This window comes from Bartonella sp. AP21QHHD (assembly GCF_042196205.1).
Taxonomy (GTDB): domain Bacteria; phylum Pseudomonadota; class Alphaproteobacteria; order Rhizobiales; family Rhizobiaceae; genus Bartonella.
In genome coordinates, this window is record NZ_JBHIPT010000051.1 from 26,998 (window position 1) to 44,801 (window position 17,804).

The following is a 17,804-nucleotide window of genomic DNA, read 5'->3' on the forward strand; positions in this document are numbered from 1 at the left end:
ACTCTTGAACAGAGATTTAAAGTCATATCGTTGGTTGTAGAATCTCTGAGGGGAACAATGTAATTGTTGAGAGGGCGTCACGTGAAAAAAGTGGTGCCCTTCGTGGTGTCAAAAGCGAAAATAAATGTGCTTTTGGGGAGATTATGAATGGCATTAGCACTTCCGTATAAACGTATTCTTTTAAAGGCTTCTGGTGAAGCTCTTATGGGAGGGCAGAATTTTGGCATTGATGTTTCTGTTGTAGACCGTATTGCCGCTGATATTGCAGAAGTGCGCACAATGGGGATAGAAGTTGCGGTTGTTATCGGTGGGGGAAATATTTTTCGTGGCGTTGCTGTTGCTTCGCATGGTGGGGACCGAGTGACAGGTGATCATATGGGAATGCTTGCAACTGCTATTAACTCTTTAGCATTGCGAACATCTTTGACAAAATTAGGGGTTGAAACTGTTGTACTCTCTGCGATTGCTATGCCACAAATTTGTGAAAGCTTCTCGCAACGTAAAGCAATAGCTTATATGAATCAGGGAAAAGTTGTTATTTTTGCAGGTGGTACAGGAAATCCATTTTTTACCACTGATTCTGCTGCTACTTTACGTGCAGCAGAAATTGGTGCGGATGTCCTTCTTAAAGGAACACAAGTTGATGGTATTTATTCAGCAGATCCAAAAATAGACCCTACGGCTAAGCGTTTTGACCAATTAACACATGTTGAAGTTTTGCAATGGGGATTATCTGTTATGGATTCAACGGCGGTCACTTTAGCACGTGAGAACAATGTACCGATTATTGTGTATTCCATTCATGAAAAAGGCGGTTTGGCTAAGGTCTTGAATGGAACAGGACGCTTTACAATAGTATCGGAATAAGGGTAAGCTTCAAAGGACAATTGAAGGAGACAGAAATATGAATGTTACATCAATTATGGATGATCTGAAACGTCGCATGGATGGTGCCATTACGGCTTTTAAACATGAATTAGGTGGTTTGCGGACTGGACGTGCATCGGCCAGTTTATTAGAACCGTTGACCGTTGAATCTTATGGTTCTGTTGTGCATATAAATCAGGTTGCTAATATTTCTGTTCCCGAACCTCGGATGCTTTCTGTTTCTGTATGGGATAAAACGATGGTCGGAGCTGTAGAGCGCGCTATTCGCGATTCTGGTCTTGGTTTAAATCCCATAACTGATGGTACGAATCTACGTATTCCTTTGCCTGAATTGAATGAAGAGCGCCGTAAAGAACTTGTAAAAATTGCGCATCACTATGCAGAGCAAGCGCGTGTTGCTACACGTCATGTTCGTCGGGATGGTCTGGACAATTTGAAAAAGTTAGAAAAAGATGGTGAAATTGGACAAGATGAAGCCCATAGTTTGTCTGAAAAAGTTCAAAAACTCACGGATGAAACTATTGCTGATATTGATAAAATTTTAGCCGTAAAAGAATCTGAAATTATGCACGTTTAAGACGATTTTGTCACTAGAAAAAGGATATTTACTCCCAGCCTGTAAATTGTTTCTAGGGATAATTGTGGGGAGTGGTGTGCTCTGTGGTAGCAAGGTGTGATGCAGGAAGGTGTTCTATCATTTTGATATGGGAGAGACTGATTTGAAAGGGCAGATGTTTTAATTTTTTAGTCTGCGTGATAAATCATGCCCTTTGCTGGGAGACACTATTTAACAGCATGGTGCGGGTTTTTAGTTGAGCACGTCTTTATTAAAATGCATAATGAAAGCATTATTAGAAATTATTCAAATATTCTAAGATGAAGGTTGAGGAAAGAATATAATGCAAAAAAACAAGTCTAACCTTTCTCTTATTTCTCATTATAAAACATGTGAGTATAATTGATCAAGCAGATGTTATGTGGCGTAATTCATTTTTTAATGACGAATAGTTGATAGAAAAGTGTTTTTATACGAAACCTATATTAGTTAATTTGTATGGGGCAGAGGTAACTGCTTTTTCATTTTATATTTGAGAAAATATTAAAAAAATATTTTATAATTTTGACGGAGATTTTTGAAGCTGTTTTCATTGATTATTAGTTTCATAAGCGCTATCTTAGTAGACTGAATTATTTATGATAAATTATAAGAGAAATTATACAGGTATGAGATAAAAATACTGCGTAGGGGAGTTTTTCTTGCGTTAATTTTAGAGCTTGTATTTTCTATTTTTATTGTTTGGATGTTGTTTTGTCTAATTTGGTTTATCGTATTCTGACAGCTTTTGTTTTTGGCATTATTGCGTTGTATCTAACATGGTTGGGAGGAAACTTCTTTTTTTTATTTGTATGGTGTATTGGCGGTTTTGTTCTTTATGAGTGGATAAGTATTACTAAAGAGAAATGGTGTATTTTACAAAAAATATTAGCAAGTATCTTTTATTTAATCTTTGGCTTTTTTTTAGTATTGAGTGTATCTGCTTCATTGATTTTTTGTGTTTTAATCGTTTTAGCTACAGTGTTAGCTATTATATCTATAAAAAAGAGTGGTTGGGTTTTTTGTGGTTTTTTATATGCATCTTTTCCTGTTGTTGCTTTATGCTTTCTACGGGATCATGAAATGTTGGGGTTCCAAGTTGTTATTTTCTTATTTACGATAGTGTGGGGAACAGATATTGGTGGTTATTTTATCGGACGTGCATTAGGGGGCCCTAAATTAGCACCACAATTTTCTCCTAATAAAACATGGTCAGGAGCACTTGGTGGTACATTTGTCGGAGTTTTCGGTGGTATATGGGTTGCTTTTGGATTTTTTGATATAAATTTAGCCAGTTTTTTTGTGCCACTCCTTACACTTGTTTTGTCAATTGTTTCACAATTGAGTGATTTAGGGCAATCATGGCTCAAAAGACGGTTTTCTGTTAAAGATTCTAGTTCTTTATTGCCTGGACATGGTGGTTTTATGGATCGTATAGATGGATTGGTAGGGGCAGCTTTTCTTCTTTATTTAATTGGTTCATTTATGTCTGATATGGATGCGCCTTTTAATCTTTTTAGTATGATCTAATTGGGAGAAGATAGTTTGGAACTTTTAAATCATATCGTCACTATGGGTGATTTTCTTTTAAGAAGTTTGAGTATTCTTTTCATCATTATGATTATCATTTTTGTGCACGAATTTGGGCACTATCTCATTGGTCGGTGGTGTGGTATTAAGGCGTTAATTTTTTCGCTTGGATTTGGACCAGAAATAGCGAGTTATACAGATAAGCATGGCACGAAGTGGCGTTTAGCACTTATCCCCTTAGGAGGTTATGTAAAATTTGTTGGGGATGAGGAAAAAATCGATACGGAATCATCCCAATCATCTCTGATTGTTGATGGTTCATTTGCTAGTGCGCATGCTTGGAAAAAAGCAGCAACTGTTTTTGCCGGTCCTTTCTTCAATGCCCTTTTTACTGTTGTTATTCTAACATTTTTTTTCTTTATCTATGGTCGTGTAGCCATTGAGCCCGTTGTTGGTTCTTTGGTAAAAGATAGCCCTGCTCTTCAATCCGGTTTGGAATTAGGTGATCGTTTTGTTGAAATGGATGGACGACGGGTTGAAAGCTTTGAAGATTTGATGAATTATGTAGCTTTTCACGGAAGAGAACCCATAGAGTTTAAAATAGAACGCATGGGGCGAGTCTTTACAACGCTGATTACCCCGAAAGTCGTTGAGCGAGATGATGGATTTGGTAATCGAACACGAAGTGCTATGATAGGTGTAGGTGTTCCTGTTGATTTAAATAATCCTGCACGTTTAGATCCAACTTATATAAAACATATTCGCTATGGTTTTGTAACAGCTGTAAGAAAAGCGTCAGACCGTACTGTGTTTATCGCCACTCAAACCGTTCTTTTTATGAGTCGTTTAATAGGAGGCAAAGAGGATCGTTGTCGGCTAAGTGGACCTTCTAAAACCGTTAAAATTGCTTGGAAAGTGAGCGAGACAGGTTTTATCTCTTTGTTGAATTTGGCAGCTTTTCTTTCAATAAGTGTTGGGCTTATTAACCTTTTTCCGATTCTACCGCTTGACGGTGGGCATCTTTTATTGCATGTCATTGAGGTCATTACTGGGAGGAAAATATCTGCTAAAATTCAGGGAATCGTTTTTCGTTTAGGTTTTTCCATTCTTCTCCTTTTTATGATCTTTGTCTTTTTTAATGATTATTTTTGTTGGTTTAGCTAATTAAATTATGGAAAACGCTTTATAAATTAAGTAATAATAGCAAAAACAAATTGAAGGTTGTTTACCATGTCTACAAAATGTTGTGGCGTTGTACATTATAATGAGTAATTAAGGAATGAAAAGTCTCGCTGTAAAAAGGTTGTTATGGCAGTTAGCTTTTAAGGCATCATGTCCAAGGAACGAGAGTAAGGTAAAAAAGCCAATGACTACGAATTCAAAGTTTTTAAATGCAGCATCTGTATTGGTGTTAAAGATGGGGATGTTTGCCCCAGCAACGGTTTTTATGTCAATTGCTGCGGTCGGAGAAATACAAGCGTCTGTAGTCCGCTCTATTGAGGTTCGTGGGAATAAGTTTGTAAGTTCTCAGGCGATTCGAGACAATATGGGGATTAAGGTTGGGCAAGGTGTTTCCAGTGGTGATGTTGATAGTGCTGTGAAGAACCTTTTCGAATTGGGTTTATTTTATGATGTTAAAATAAATCCGGTGGGTGATAAATTGGTTGTATTCGTAAAAGAATATGAGGTTGTCAATCAAATATTGTTTCAAGGAAATAAATCTTTTAAAGACCCAGATCTTAAGCGGTTTATTTCTTTAAAACCGAATGAGCCTTTTAATTCTGCTAAGCTTTCTGCTGATATAAATACAATTCGTGAGGCTTATAAAACTCTTGGTCGTAATAATATCACTGTTAACGTTCAAACGATTAACCTTGGAAAAGGGCGGGTTAATGTGGTATTTAATGTCGTTGAAGGGAAAAAAACAAAGATTGGTGATATCACTTTTAAGGGAAATAATGTCTTTGGAAGTCGTCGTTTGCGTGATGTGATTTCAACAAAAACTTCAGGAATTTTTTCGAAGTTGTTGGGAGGTGATGTTTACAGTGAAGAGCGCCTCGCTGTTGATGAAGAAGCTTTACGTCGCTTTTATTATAACCGTGGTTATGCAGATTTTCGTGTAGTCTCTTCTAAAGCAACTTTTGATGCAGCAAGCAATACGTATAAAATTTCTTTCGTTCTTGATGAGGGTGCGCTCTATAAAATTAGCGATATTCAGGTTGAAAGTGATGTTGATGGAATTGACGTTCAATCTGTGAAAAGGATGCTTAAAACCCAGCCAGGTAATGTTTATAGTGCAGAAGATATTGAACAGTCTGTTGCAACTATTAATAACAAAGTTGCTGATTCGGGATATGCTTTTGCTAAAGTTGAACCGCGGGGAAATCGTAATTTAGCAAATCATACAATTTCAATTTTATATAATATTGAACGGGGTACACGTGCTTATATTCAACGTATTGATATACGTGGCAATGAGAAAACGCGTGATTACGTCATTCGCCGTGAGATTGATTTAAACGAAGGAGATGCTTACAATCAAACTTTATTACAGCGGGCAAAACGTCGTCTAGAAAGTTTAGGTTTCTTCAAAGCCGTTAATATTTCAATGGTTCCTACAGATCAATCTGACCAAGTTGTTTTGGTAATAGATGTCGTTGAAGCTTCAACAGGAGATCTTTCTCTTTCTGGAGGGTATACAACAGGGGGAACAAGTCCTGGTATGTCACTTGAAGTTTCTGTTACTGAACGTAATCTTGGGGGACGTGGTCAATATGTTCGTTTAGGATTAGGTGCGGGGCAAGAAAAATCTCGTAATTATAATTTATCATTTGTTGATCCTTATTTCTTAGGGTATCGTTTATCTGCTGGTGTTGATGTTTTTCGTAGTACTTATCGTGCTGATAAAGCCTATGATGTACGGCAGACAGGTGGATCGCTGCGGTTTTCGTTACCTATTAATAATCAATTATCTGCTAATGTAGCTTATTCTTATGTGCAGGAAGAATATGATTTTGGCGGAGAGTATGATTTTGACAAAGAGAGTGACATAATAGAATTATATGGGAAATATTCTGGTGCGATTGTTCAAGCTGCAAAACACAGCCCTTGGAAACGTTCATCAATTAGTTATGGTTTCACCTATAATACGATTGATGATATGAGATCCCCCCATGATGGGTGGTACGTGCATCTGCTTCAGGAATATGCAGGGCTTGGTGGGAGTGCAAAGTTCTTGAAGACCACGGGTAAGGCGATGATGTACAAGACTCTTTCTGACCAGAAGGATATCGTTGGTTTGCTTTCCTTTGGGGGTGGTTATATCCACGGAATGGGCCGAGATGGTGTTCGTATTTTCGATATGTTTAAAGTAAATTCTGATATGATTCGAGGGTTCAAATATAATGGAATAGGTCCGCGTCAGGTTTCCAGTAAGGGTGAGGTTTATTTCTTGGGGGGAACGACATATATGAATGCGACTGCTGAAGTACAGTTCCCTATCCCTGTCGTGCCTGAAGGATTTGGGTTGCGCGGTGCTTTATTTGCGGATATTGCCACGCTTTATGGCAATAATTATAAAGCCGTTTTTAAGGGTGAACCGTCTGTTACCAATACCAAAAGTGCTTGGCGTTCATCTGCAGGTGTGAGTTTGATGTGGGATTCTCCGTTTGGTCCTTTGCGTTTTGATTATGCTTGGCCAATAACGAAGCAGGAAGGTGATCGTTTGCAACAATTGAACTTTGGTATTTCTACGAAGTTCTGATTTGAGCGATTTTAAGAAGGAAAAACTTGAAGAGAATAGCTTAAGCTGGGAGAGAAAGTGTTTTGATGGCGGATACATTTTTTTTTACGCCGTCCCGACGATTGACAGTTGCAAATGCTGCTGAGTTGACGGGTGCAAAGCTTCTTAATCCAGAGTTTTCTCATAAAGTTATCAATACTCTTTCTTCACTTGAGAGTGCTGTGGAAGGTTCGCTTGTTTTTGTAGAGCATCGGAAGTTTTCTGATGCTTTACTGGACAGTTCTGCTGTTGCTGTTTTGTGTACGAATGAGATTGTTTTTAAAGTTCCCGAAACTATGGCAATTTTGGTGACATCCACACCACAGCGTGACTTTGCTCAGATTGGTCGTATTTTGTTTCCAGATTCTGTCAAGCCAATGCCTTGGTTGGGGCAGAAGGGGATTTCATCGCATGCGCATATTCATCCAACGGCTAAGTTGGCACATGATGTGTGTATTGAAGCGGGAGCTGTTATTGGTAAAAATGTTGAGATTGGTGCAGGAACTCTTATTTCATCCACAGCTGTTATCGGTGAAAATTGCCGTATTGGATGTGACTGCTATATTGCTCCTAAGGTAACAGTTCAGTGTTCTATAATAGGTGATAAGGTTCAGCTTTATCCTGGTGTTTGCATTGGGCAAGATGGTTTTGGTTATGTTGGGGGCGTTTCTGGAATCGAGAAAATTCCACAGCTTGGTCGCGTTATTATTGAGGATGGTGTAGAAGTTGGTGCGAACACGACAATTGATCGTGGAACATTTCAAGATACTGTTATTGGTGAAGGAAGCAAGATTGATAATCTTGTACAAATTGCCCACAATGTCAAAATTGGACGCTATTGTCTTATTGCCGCTCAATGTGGCATTGCGGGAAGTACATCTATAGGGGATATGTCTCAGCTTGGCGGAAGTGTGGGAGTAGCGGATCACATCATAATAGGTAAATCTGTTCAGATTGCTGCTCGTAGTGGTGTTATGAATGACATTCCGGATGGCGAAAAATGGGGAGGTAGTCCAGCGCGACCATTTAAACAATGGTTTCGTGAAGTAGCGGCATTGCGCAGTATGGGAAAAGTTAAAAAGGAGAAACGCTGATATGATCAGCAGTGAAAAAACTAAAAACTTAGAGGCTGTCGATATTGAAAAACTATTATCAATATTACCGCACCGTTATCCATTTTTATTAATTGATCGTATCGTTGATATTGATGGTGAACAAGAAGCGATTGGTATTAAAAATATAACGATTAACGAGCCACATTTTATGGGACATTTTCCCTCAAAGCCTGTTATGCCTGGAGTTTTGATTTTAGAAGCTATGGCACAAACGGCAGGAGCAATAGCACTTTTAAATTTAGGCAATAAGCAAACAAATTTAGTTTACCTTATGACGGTTGATAATGCGAAATTTCGTAAGCCGGTTATGCCTGGTGATCAGCTAAAAATCCATGTTCAGCTTTTGAAAAAAAGATCTGGTATGAGACGTTTTTCATGTGTTGCAAAAGTAGAAGATGTTCGCGTCGCTGAAGCAGAAATTGCTGCGATGATTGTCGAAGAAGCATAAACGATATTTGATGGGAATTAAAAAATGTCCGGTACGAAAATCCATCCAACTGCTCTTGTGGAGAAGGGAGCGCAGCTTGGTGAGAATGTACGCGTTGGACCATTTTGCCATATTAGTTCAGAGGCTGTTATTGGTGATGAATGTAGTTTGACAAGTCATGTTGTAATAATGGGAAAGACAACGTTAGGAGCCAAGAGTAAAGTATTTTCTCATGCCGTTTTGGGGGCAGATCCGCAAAATAATAAACATAAAGGAGGGGCTACAACTCTTTTTATTGGTAAGAATTGTACGATTCGTGAAGGTGTAACAATGCATAGGGGTTCCGATTCGAGTGTAGGAATGACAGTTGTTGGTGATAATTGCCAATTTTTTTGTTATGCGCATATCGCTCACGATTGTTATGTAGGCAATCATGTAACATTTGCCAATAACGCAATGATTGCTGGTCATGTTACTATTGGTGATTATGTGATTATTGGTGGTGGTGCTGCTGTTCATCAATTTGTTCGTGTTGGACACCATGCATTTATCGGCGGCGTATCTGCACTGGTTGGTGATCTGATACCTTATGGAACAGCTGTTGGTGTGCAGGCAAAACTTGCTGGACTCAATATTATTGGCATGAAGCGTGCAGGACTTGAGCGTCAAGATATTCATGCACTCCGTCATGCGGTTGCTATGCTTTTTGATCATAGCAAACCATTTAAAGAGCGTGTCAGTGATGTTGCTTCTTTCTATTCTTCTTCTCAGTCTGTTTCTGAAGTTGTTAATTTTATTAAAGAAGAAGGAAAGCGTTTTTATTGCACACCAAAATTTGAAGGTGTTAGAATAAAAGAACATAAGGATTAAAAATGCCTATTTGGGGAGCCAGAAGTTTTCTTTCCGGCCGTACTGCTATTATAGCAGGAAATGGTATTCTACCGATTACTGTTGCGCAGACTCTTGAGAAGAATGGAGAAAATCCTTTTCTTGTGCTTTTGCATGGTGAGGCAGATTCTGTTCTTTATCGCTATGAGCATTGCGAGCTATCAATTGTAGAGTTAGCACGACTCGTTAAAATTTTAAAAGAGGCTGGTGTATATAATGTTGTTTTGGCAGGTGGTGTGAAAAAGCGTCCACTTCTTAAACAATTGCGACTGGACTGGACAACATTTTTAGCTCTTCCTAAGTTAATCGGAGCTTTGAAGAGGGGAGACGATGCGTTATTAAAAGCTTTTATACGGGTTATTGAAGCACACGGTTTTTGTGTTATCGGTGCTCACGAAATAGTCCCAGATCTTTTAGCTCCCATAGAATTTAATTTAACAGTACGGCGCGCTACTCCAAAAGAGAAAAAAGATATTTTTTTAGCAGTAGAAGCAGCAAAGCTTTTAGGTCAATTAGATATCGGGCAAGCCGTTGTCGTTGTCCAAGGAAGGGTGGTTGCTCTAGAGGGCGCTGAGGGAACTGATAATATGTTGTGGCGTATTTGTGAAATGCGAGAAAGAGGGCAAATTCCCCTTAAAGGTGGCATTCTTGTAAAATGCGCAAAACCACAACAGGATAATCGCGTTGATTTGCCATCAATTGGGCCCGCGACAATAATGAATATTGCAAAGAGTGGTTTATCTGGTGTTGCGGTGGAGGCAAATAGAAGTCTAATATTATCAGTGAAAACAACAATAGAAAAAGCCAACAAATATTCTTTATTTATAGAGACATTTGAAAAGTTTGGTCATGAATAATTGTTTCTTAAAGATTGCAGTGGTTTCAGGTGAGGAATCTGGTGATTTACTTGGGGCCGATCTAATTTCTTGTTTATCACAACAGATAGGATGCAATATTCATTTGATTGGTGTTGGGGGGAGCCATTTAAAGGCATTAGGCTTAAAAAGCTTTTTTGATTCCCATGATATTGCTTTAATAGGTTTAAAGGAGGTGTTGAAAAAACTACCATTGTTGTTGCTACATATTCGCAATTTATCCAAATTTATTGCACAAGAACAACCTGATTGTTTAATTATTATTGATAGTCCTGATTTCACGCATCGTATTGCAAAAAAGGTACGTGCTTTAGCGCCTTCTATTCCTATCATTAAATATATTGCACCAACCGTTTGGGCATGGAGGCCAGAGCGTGCAAAAGCTATGTGTGGATTTGTTGATCATGTTTTAGCGGTTTTTCCTTTTGAAGAAAAGATTATGCAAGATTTGGGAGGCCCTGCCACGACTTATGTTGGACATCGTCTTTTGACATATCCTCCCCTTTTGAGAGTTCAGTCAGAAAAAAAAAGCCAATTAGAACAAAGAAATTTGATCGATACACAAACATTATCGCCTACATTAGTTATTTTGCCAGGATCACGCAATTCAGAAATTCGTTCCTTAATGCCTATTTTTCGAGAAACAGTAGAGATTCTTGTACAACGTATTCCTCATTTACGTATTATTTTACCAACCTTACCTCATTTGGTAGATAGAATCCGGGACTTTGTGCAGGGCTGGAAAAGCAAGATAGAAATTGTAGTTGGTGAAGATGAAAAATGGCGTGCTTTTGCACAAGCAAATGTTGCTCTTGCTGCACATGGAACTGTTTCACTTGAATTAGCCTTAGCAAAAGTTCCTATGGTTCTTTGCTATAAACTTGATTTCTTTTCTAAATTATTTATTTTTCCTAAAATGATGTTATGGAGTGCTGCTCTTCCAAATATTATTGCTGATAAGCCTATTGTTTCGGAATATTTGAATGAATTAATCCGTCCTGGCATGTTAGCAAGACAGGTAGAACAACTTTTGGCTAATCCTTTATTGCGACAGGCACAACTTGATTCCTTTGAGATGGTAGAACAGAAAATGAAAACTGAAGTACCATCGGGGGTTGTTGGCGCACAAACAATTATCACTCTTTTAAAAAGCAGGAATAAAATTGTATAAATAAAGCAATATTTTAATGATTAATATTTAATTTTAGCAAGAAAATTACAAGCACGTTGGCTTTTAGGATTAGTAAAAAATTCTTCAGAGGCTGCATCTTCAACAATTTTTCCATTTTCTAGAAAGAGTATTCTTTCTGAGACTTTACGTGCGAAGCCCATTTCATGGGTAACACAAAGCATTGTGATCCCTGTATCGGCTAATCGAGCCATCACTTCCAAAACTTCTCCCACACTTTCTGGATCAAGAGCAGAGGTTGGTTCATCAAAAAGCATGACTTCGGGTTCCATACAAAGTGCACGGGCAATCGCAACACGTTGTTGTTGCCCACCAGAAAGTTGTAAAGGATATTTTTCACAGTGTTTTTCAATACCAACATGCGTTAAGTAACGAATTGCCCGTTCTTGTGCTTGTTGTTTGGAAAGCCCTTGAACGGTCATAGGTGCTAAAATACAATTTTGTATAACGCTCATGTGGGGAAATAAATTAAAGTTCTGAAAGACCATTCCTATCTTACGAAGAACATTTTTTTGCTGTTGTATAGGTGCAGTATGGATATCAACGTTATGGATACAGATTGAACCTTTTTGTGCTTGTTCTAATTGATTAATACAACGAATTAACGTTGATTTTCCTGATCCGGATGGTCCACAAATAACGATATGTTCACCAGCTTGAACATTAAAGTTGATATCATGTAGGACCTGAAAGTTTCCATACCATTTATTTAGATTTTGGATAGAGATCACAGGGTTTTTACTGGGAGAGATCGATTTATTATTTTTCAAATTCATCTTATTTTATTCTTTCATTGATGAAGAACTTGATTAATTCAACATTTTGATTTGATACTGTTTTTTATGATCATTTTATTTACCGTAAATATCGAGTGAGGCGCTGCTCGATAAAAACAATAAAACGATGAATGAGTTCAACGATAAAGAGATAGATAAGAGCAGCCCAAACGTAAACTTGAAAATCGAAAGTCCGTGAATAAGCGAGTTTAGCAACCCCCATTAAATCATAAACAGTAATAAGTGAGGCAACAGCACTGGATTTAATCATTAAAATCAACTCATTTCCTAAGGGGCGTAATGCTACAATCATTGCTTGTGGAAGAATAACTCTAAAAAATGTGACAGAGTTGCTTAAACCTAAAGCTTTTGATGCTTCGCGTTGTCCAGTTGTTACGGATAGAAAACTTCCTTTAAAGATCTCAGATTGATAGGCAGCAGAATTGAGTGTAAAAATAAAAAGACAACAATACCACGCGTTTTGAAAAAACCACCATAGCCCCACTTGTTGCCAAAAACTGTTCATTGAACCAAGCCCATAATAAAAAAGAAAGAGTTGAGCTAATAAAGGAGAGCCACGGAAAAAATAGACATAAGCATTTGCAAAATATTGTAAAAATGTATTCTCTGATAGACGTGCAAAAGCGATAATCATACCAAGAAAAAGGCCTAGAGAACAAGAAATAGAAACAAGTTCAACAGTAACAATAAAGCCATTAATAAATTTGGGTCCATAATAACTTAAAAGATCAGGATTAAAAAGAAAATAAAGCCACTCAGGAATCATTGACTTAGCACCTTTTTATAGCCTATTTGAGTGTATGTTTCCAAATGGCGTAAGATTGCAGTAAAAACCGCTGAAAATAACAAATAGAGTAAGCATGCTACAAAATAAAATAGCATGGGTTTATTGGTAGCAGCGACAGCTAGATTCGTTTGTCGCATGAGGTCAACAAGCGCGATGGTAGAAACAAGGGATGTATCTTTCAGTAAAGTAAGCCAATTATTAGAAAGTCCTGGCAAGGCATTTCGGATGAGCTGAGGGAAGACAATACGAAAAAATGTGGTTGACCGTGAAAGTCCTAAAGCTTTAGCTGCTTCATATTGACCTTTATCAAAAATATTAAATGCTCCAAGCCAAACTTCACAAGAAAAAGCTGCAAGAACCATACTAAGGGCAAGAACACCAGCAACAAAAGCATTGATACTGAACATGATTTCAAAACTAAAATAGTCAAATAAATTTTGAATAAGGCTTTGTAATCCGTAGTAAACTAAAAACAAAGTTAAAAGCTCTGGTAGCCCACGAAATATCGTTGAAAAAAGGCGTGCCATAGCTTTGGCCATCTTAATATTGGATCGAATCATCACTGCATTGAGAAGCCCTAGAGGAAATCCTAGAAGTCCACAACATAATGCCAATGACAAAGTCATTCCTGCACTGGAAAGTATAACTGCTCCCCATCCACCATTGCTAAATGATAGCAATGCTAAATTTTCAATCATTCTTGTATTCCTCATGAAAGAGTTAGATAATATTTTTTAGCAATAACCAACGGGTTTCATTAAAATATCATATTGATATTTAATAAACATCACTTGTAAAATATTTTCTCATAATTTTTTCATAAGTTCCATCCAAACGGATTTCTTTTATAGCTTCATTGAACTTATTTTTAAGATCATTATTATTTTGACGGACTGCAATTGCAACAGGAAATCTTGTTTCTTCTAGAGTTCCCAAGAGGAGACAACAATCTTTTCCTTCATTTTTAAGCCAATTTAATGCTTGTAATTTATCAACAATGATCACATCAAGTCGATGATTTAAAAGATCACGATTCACTTCTATTGTGGAAGGATAGAGTTTTATTTTCACCTCTTCAGAGGCAAAATGATCTTCTGCATAGAAAGCTTGTGTTGTATTTGATTGCACACCAAGATTTTTACCTCTAAAGTCTTTTGTCGAGATTTCTTTAATTCCCGAAGCTTTGGTAACAATAACAGCCAGTGCTGTATCGTAGTAAGGATCTGTAAAGTCAATTTTTTGTAAACGCTCTTGTGTGAGAGAGAGGGAAGCAATGATAGCATCATATTTTTTTGCAATAAGTCCAGGGATCATTCCCTCGAAGTCTTGTGTAACAATAGTACACTCAACATTCATTTTTTTACAAAGTGCATAAGATATATCAATATCAAGTCCCTGCAATTTATTATTTGAGTCAATATAACTGAAGGGAGGATAGGTGCCTTCACTCGCAATTTTTAATGTTTTCGCATCAGCCAATTGGGTGAATAGTGCGGCGCTTATTATAAGAGCTCCTGCTAATAGTTTCATGATGTTCTCCTATTGGATAAGCGGGCAATATGAAATCATTATGTTTTTATAATCTGTAAGCTTTTTGGGAGCAATTCAAAAATTTATTGATGTTTATTTTAGATCATTATGTTGGGCATTATTGATAAAAAAGAATAAATATCTTATTGCTTGTATGATAGCTTAATTTTCACGAAATGATTGATTTGAATCATTTCATGAGTAAAAACTGAGGATTTTTTTTGAAAATAAGGCTATTAAATTTGAACATAAAAAAATTAGATTTTGATACGGTAAAAATACAACCTTATTGTTGTCATTAGATTCTACAAAATGTTTAGATCTCAAGGAGCAATTAAAAGTTATTTTGATAAATGTAAATTTTCTTATAAAAATGCCGAATTTCCAATTATACCTGCATGTTCAATAAAGAGTTAAAGATACCCCTTAAATATACAGATTGAGTTTTAATTCATAGTACTATCTAATTGATATCGAAAGTAAAATATTTTCTCATAATTTTCTCATAGGTTCCATCGGCGCGGATTTCTTCTATTGCTTTATTAAAACTGTTTTTAAGATCATTATTATTTTGACGGAGTGCAATTGCAATAGGAAAATTTGTTTCTTCTAGAGTTCCCAAGAGGAGACAGCAGTCTTTTCCTTCATTTTCAAGCCAATTTAATGCTTTTAATTTATCAAAGATGATGATATCAAGCCGATGGCTTAAAAGATCACGATTAACTTCTGTTGCTGTAGGATAAAGTTTGATATTAACTCCTTCAGAGGCATAATGATCTTCCGCATATGCAGCTTGTGTTGTATTTGATTGTACACCAAGGTTTTTACCTCTAAAGGCTTGTGTTGAGATTTCTTTAATTTCCGAATTTTTGGTAACGATAACAGCGAGTGCTGTGTTGTAGTAAGGATCTGTAAAATCAATTTTTTGTAAGCGCTCTTTTGTAGGAGAAAGGGAAGAAACGATAGCATCATATTTTTTGGCAAGAAGACCGGGAATCATCCCCTCAAAGTCTTGTGTGACAATAGTACATTCAACATTCATTTTTTTACAAAGCGCATAAGATATATCAATATCAAACCCTTGCAGTTTGTTATTTGAGTCAATATAACTAAATGGCGGATAAGAAGCATCGCTTGCAATTTTCAGCGTTTGAGAATTGGCCGATAGGGTAAACAGTGTCGCGCTTATTATAAGAGCTCCTGCTAATAATTTCATTATGTTCTCCTATTAGATAAGCTGGCAAATATGAAACCATCATGAATTTTTATAATCTGTAAGCTCTTTTGGAGCAATGTAAAAAATTTATCTGTGTTCATTTTGCTATCATTATGCTGAATATCATTATCAAAAAAATAATTTCTTTTTATAAAGTATGGGAATAAAAAATATAGGAAAGAAAGTCACCTCTTATTGGTTATAGGGTGATTTTTAATAATTTTATTTAAAAATCAATAATTTATCTTTAAAAGAAAAACTATCAACTTAAATACAAAGAAAATTTCAGCTTTTAACAGGACAAAATGTAAAAGTGTTTTTATTCTAATTAGAGAAGCACTTAATGTAAGCTTTTTGCAATTTTATCTGAAGAAGATAGAAAGAAAAATTCTGACATTGCTAGATTTTAATATGTAATAAGGCTTTTAAACATGGGGGAATGATAGGGAATACATTTCCATTAAAGATAATGAGGATTATAAGGTAAAATTTTCAATTTCTTTTTGCTAAATGTTTGGCTAATTTGCAGAAGAGTATTCTCAATTTCTTTACAGAGCTAAAACTTAGAATTTTTTAGTAAATTTTTATGATGATGTTATCTCTGTAGAAAGAGTTTTAAAATCACGTTTTATAAAAATTTTTAAAGGATGTTTTTTGATTACTCTCAATAAAGCTTCAGTAAATTGAAGCTTTATTGATTTCTTTTTTTAATTTGCACGTTCATCTATAGGAACATAGTCACGCATAGCATAGCCTGTGTAGAGTTGTCGAGGACGACCAATTTTTTGTGCAGGGTCTTCAATCATTTCTTTCCATTGTGCCACCCACCCGACACTGCGCGCCAATGCAAAAAGGACAGTAAACATTTCAGTTGGAAAACCTAGAGCTTTTAATGTAATGCCGGAATAGAAATCAACATTGGGATAAAGCTTTTTCTCAATAAAATATTCATCACTTAAGGCAATTCTTTCAAGCTCTATTGCAATATCAAGAAGAGGGTCATCTTGAATGTTGAGTTCTTTTAAAACTTTATGACAGGTTTTTTGCATGATTTTTGCACGTGGATCATAATTTTTATAGACACGGTGCCCAAAGCCCATAAGGCGGAAAGGATCATTTTTATCTTTTGCACGTGCAATAAATTCAGGAATTCTTTTAATAGAACCTATTTCTTGTAGCATTTTTAGGCATGCTTCATTGGCACCACCATGTGCTGGTCCCCAAAGGCATGCAACACCTGCTGCAATACAGGCAAACGGATTAGCACCTGAGGATCCAGCAAGACGTACCGTAGATGTAGAAGCATTTTGTTCATGATCTGCATGAAGGGTAAATATTTGATCCATCGCCCGAGCAAGCACAGGGTTTGTTTTATATTCTTCACAAGGAACAGCAAAACACATATGGAGGAAATTTGCAGCATAACTAAGATCATTACGTGGATAAACAAATGCTTGTCCAATACTGTATTTATAGGCCATAGCAGCAAGCGTTGGAACTTTTGAGATAAGACGAACAGAAGCAATCATTCTCTGGTGAGGATCTGTAATATCAATAGAGTCGTGATAGAACGCAGACATAGCGCCAAGGCAGGCAACCATGACGGCCATAGGATGAGAATCACGACGGAAGCCATGGAAGAAGCGTGCAAATTGTTCGTGGACCATGGTATGCTGCATAATACATCGATCAAATTCATTTTTTTCTTGCTGTGTTGGGAGTTCACCATAAAGTAAAAGATAACAACTTTCGAGAAAGTCTCCTTTTTCAGCCAATTGATCAATAGGATAACCACGATAAAGCAATATGCCTTTATCACCATCGATATAAGTAATTTTTGATTCACAAGAAGCTGTTGAAGTAAAACCAGGATCATAAGTAAAAATATCGGTTTTTTTATAGAGAGAAGCAATTTCAATGACTTCAGGTCCACTCGTGCCTTTACGCAAGGGAAGCTCTACTTTTTTATCATTCACAATAATATATGCGTTATTCTCAGACATTCGGTATTCCTTTCAGATCCTTCACTTCTAAAAATTAAGACTCTGCTTCATCAGAGTGGGGGATGTATAACTGAAGCTTTTCTTACTTATTTAAGGGTAGATTGCCTCTAAAAGTGAGTACATGCAATCTAAAAATATTTCCTTATTGATCATTATTACTCAATAAGAAATGTATTTCAATGA

At 36.7% G+C, this 17,804-nt stretch carries 16 protein-coding genes; 10 read left to right on the plus strand and 6 right to left on the minus strand.

Features of this window, described 5'->3' with window-relative positions; all coding sequences use genetic code 11:
• The first annotated feature begins 147 nt into the window (after positions 1 to 147).
• The 10 genes from pyrH (at position 148) to lpxB (ending at position 11,270) form a co-directional block, all read left to right on the plus strand.
• Positions 148 to 867, plus strand: a complete 720-nt coding sequence (gene pyrH / locus ACFIMC_RS03490) for a UMP kinase (RefSeq protein ID WP_273790666.1) — start codon at positions 148 to 150, stop codon at positions 865 to 867.
• A gap of 37 nt (positions 868 to 904) precedes the next feature.
• Positions 905 to 1,465 (plus strand): ribosome recycling factor, encoded by a 561-nt coding sequence (frr, locus tag ACFIMC_RS03495; RefSeq protein WP_273790667.1) that lies wholly within the window; start codon positions 905 to 907, stop codon positions 1,463 to 1,465.
• A gap of 732 nt (positions 1,466 to 2,197) precedes the next feature.
• Positions 2,198 to 3,013: a phosphatidate cytidylyltransferase gene (locus ACFIMC_RS03500; protein ID WP_375671960.1), complete on the plus strand. Its 816-nt coding sequence runs from the start codon at positions 2,198 to 2,200 to the stop codon at positions 3,011 to 3,013.
• A 15-nt stretch (positions 3,014 to 3,028) separates the two neighbouring features.
• Positions 3,029 to 4,177: an RIP metalloprotease gene (locus tag ACFIMC_RS03505; protein WP_375671959.1), complete on the plus strand. Its 1,149-nt coding sequence runs from the start codon at positions 3,029 to 3,031 to the stop codon at positions 4,175 to 4,177.
• A gap of 202 nt (positions 4,178 to 4,379) precedes the next feature.
• Entirely contained in the window at positions 4,380 to 6,776 is a 2,397-nt protein-coding gene (bamA, locus tag ACFIMC_RS03510) for an outer membrane protein assembly factor BamA (RefSeq protein ID WP_375613471.1), read from the plus strand.
• Between the two features lie 65 nt (positions 6,777 to 6,841).
• Positions 6,842 to 7,888, plus strand: a complete 1,047-nt coding sequence (gene lpxD / locus ACFIMC_RS03515; protein WP_375612127.1) for a UDP-3-O-(3-hydroxymyristoyl)glucosamine N-acyltransferase — start codon at positions 6,842 to 6,844, stop codon at positions 7,886 to 7,888.
• A gap of 1 nt (position 7,889) precedes the next feature.
• Complete coding sequence (gene fabZ, locus ACFIMC_RS03520; RefSeq protein WP_375612128.1) at positions 7,890 to 8,357, plus strand: 3-hydroxyacyl-ACP dehydratase FabZ; 468 nt, start codon at positions 7,890 to 7,892, stop codon at positions 8,355 to 8,357.
• Positions 8,358 to 8,381: 24 nt separating this feature from the next.
• Positions 8,382 to 9,206, plus strand: a complete 825-nt coding sequence (lpxA, locus tag ACFIMC_RS03525) for an acyl-ACP--UDP-N-acetylglucosamine O-acyltransferase (RefSeq protein ID WP_375609506.1) — start codon at positions 8,382 to 8,384, stop codon at positions 9,204 to 9,206.
• Between the two features lie 2 nt (positions 9,207 to 9,208).
• Positions 9,209 to 10,081, plus strand: coding sequence for an LpxI family protein (locus ACFIMC_RS03530; RefSeq protein WP_375671958.1), 873 nt, complete (start codon positions 9,209 to 9,211; stop codon positions 10,079 to 10,081).
• Positions 10,074 to 11,270, plus strand: a complete 1,197-nt coding sequence (gene lpxB, locus ACFIMC_RS03535; protein ID WP_375612130.1) for a lipid-A-disaccharide synthase — start codon at positions 10,074 to 10,076, stop codon at positions 11,268 to 11,270. The genes ACFIMC_RS03530 and lpxB overlap by 8 nt, the downstream gene beginning before the upstream one ends.
• A gap of 20 nt (positions 11,271 to 11,290) precedes the next feature.
• On the opposite strand, the gene ACFIMC_RS03540 is transcribed toward lpxB, so the two are convergent.
• From ACFIMC_RS03540 to gltA, 6 genes are all read right to left on the minus strand, one after another.
• Entirely contained in the window at positions 11,291 to 12,064 is a 774-nt protein-coding gene (locus tag ACFIMC_RS03540; RefSeq protein WP_375612131.1) for an amino acid ABC transporter ATP-binding protein, read from the minus strand.
• Positions 12,065 to 12,143: 79 nt separating this feature from the next.
• Positions 12,144 to 12,851, minus strand: a complete 708-nt coding sequence (locus tag ACFIMC_RS03545) for an ABC transporter permease (protein WP_375681011.1) — start codon at positions 12,849 to 12,851, stop codon at positions 12,144 to 12,146.
• Entirely contained in the window at positions 12,848 to 13,570 is a 723-nt protein-coding gene (locus ACFIMC_RS03550; protein ID WP_375612133.1) for an ABC transporter permease, read from the minus strand. Before ACFIMC_RS03550 ends, ACFIMC_RS03545 begins: the two co-directional genes overlap by 4 nt.
• Positions 13,571 to 13,649: 79 nt before the next feature.
• A complete protein-coding gene (locus ACFIMC_RS03555) occupies positions 13,650 to 14,402 on the minus strand; it encodes a transporter substrate-binding domain-containing protein (protein WP_375612134.1) in 753 nt (250 codons plus the stop codon).
• Between the two features lie 463 nt (positions 14,403 to 14,865).
• On the minus strand, positions 14,866 to 15,618 hold the full coding sequence (locus ACFIMC_RS03560; RefSeq protein ID WP_375612135.1) for a transporter substrate-binding domain-containing protein: 753 nt from the start codon (positions 15,616 to 15,618) through the stop codon (positions 14,866 to 14,868).
• A gap of 707 nt (positions 15,619 to 16,325) precedes the next feature.
• Positions 16,326 to 17,621 carry a citrate synthase gene (gltA, locus tag ACFIMC_RS03565; RefSeq protein ID WP_375612136.1) on the minus strand — a complete coding sequence of 432 codons (1,296 nt, stop codon included), beginning with the start codon at positions 17,619 to 17,621 and terminating at the stop codon, positions 16,326 to 16,328.
• Between the last annotated feature and the right edge of the window lie 183 nt (positions 17,622 to 17,804).

What these genes read in the sequence shown, in the direction of transcription:
- lpxD (WP_375612127.1), top strand. Translation starts at nt 6,842, where the DNA reads ATGGCGGATACATTTTTTTTTACGCCGTCCCGACGATTGACAGTTGCA.
- fabZ (WP_375612128.1), top strand. Translation starts at nt 7,890, where the DNA reads ATGATCAGCAGTGAAAAAACTAAAAACTTAGAGGCTGTCGATATTGAA.
- bamA (WP_375613471.1), top strand. Translation starts at nt 4,380, where the DNA reads ATGACTACGAATTCAAAGTTTTTAAATGCAGCATCTGTATTGGTGTTA.
- lpxA (WP_375609506.1), top strand. Translation starts at nt 8,382, where the DNA reads ATGTCCGGTACGAAAATCCATCCAACTGCTCTTGTGGAGAAGGGAGCG.
- frr (WP_273790667.1), top strand. Translation starts at nt 905, where the DNA reads ATGAATGTTACATCAATTATGGATGATCTGAAACGTCGCATGGATGGT.
- ACFIMC_RS03530 (WP_375671958.1), top strand. Translation starts at nt 9,209, where the DNA reads ATGCCTATTTGGGGAGCCAGAAGTTTTCTTTCCGGCCGTACTGCTATT.
- ACFIMC_RS03560 (WP_375612135.1), bottom strand. Translation starts at nt 15,618, where the DNA reads ATGAAATTATTAGCAGGAGCTCTTATAATAAGCGCGACACTGTTTACC.
- ACFIMC_RS03545 (WP_375681011.1), bottom strand. Translation starts at nt 12,851, where the DNA reads ATGATTCCTGAGTGGCTTTATTTTCTTTTTAATCCTGATCTTTTAAGT.
- gltA (WP_375612136.1), bottom strand. Translation starts at nt 17,621, where the DNA reads ATGTCTGAGAATAACGCATATATTATTGTGAATGATAAAAAAGTAGAG.
- ACFIMC_RS03540 (WP_375612131.1), bottom strand. Translation starts at nt 12,064, where the DNA reads ATGAATTTGAAAAATAATAAATCGATCTCTCCCAGTAAAAACCCTGTG.
- pyrH (WP_273790666.1), top strand. Translation starts at nt 148, where the DNA reads ATGGCATTAGCACTTCCGTATAAACGTATTCTTTTAAAGGCTTCTGGT.
- ACFIMC_RS03550 (WP_375612133.1), bottom strand. Translation starts at nt 13,570, where the DNA reads ATGATTGAAAATTTAGCATTGCTATCATTTAGCAATGGTGGATGGGGA.
- ACFIMC_RS03555 (WP_375612134.1), bottom strand. Translation starts at nt 14,402, where the DNA reads ATGAAACTATTAGCAGGAGCTCTTATAATAAGCGCCGCACTATTCACC.
- lpxB (WP_375612130.1), top strand. Translation starts at nt 10,074, where the DNA reads ATGAATAATTGTTTCTTAAAGATTGCAGTGGTTTCAGGTGAGGAATCT.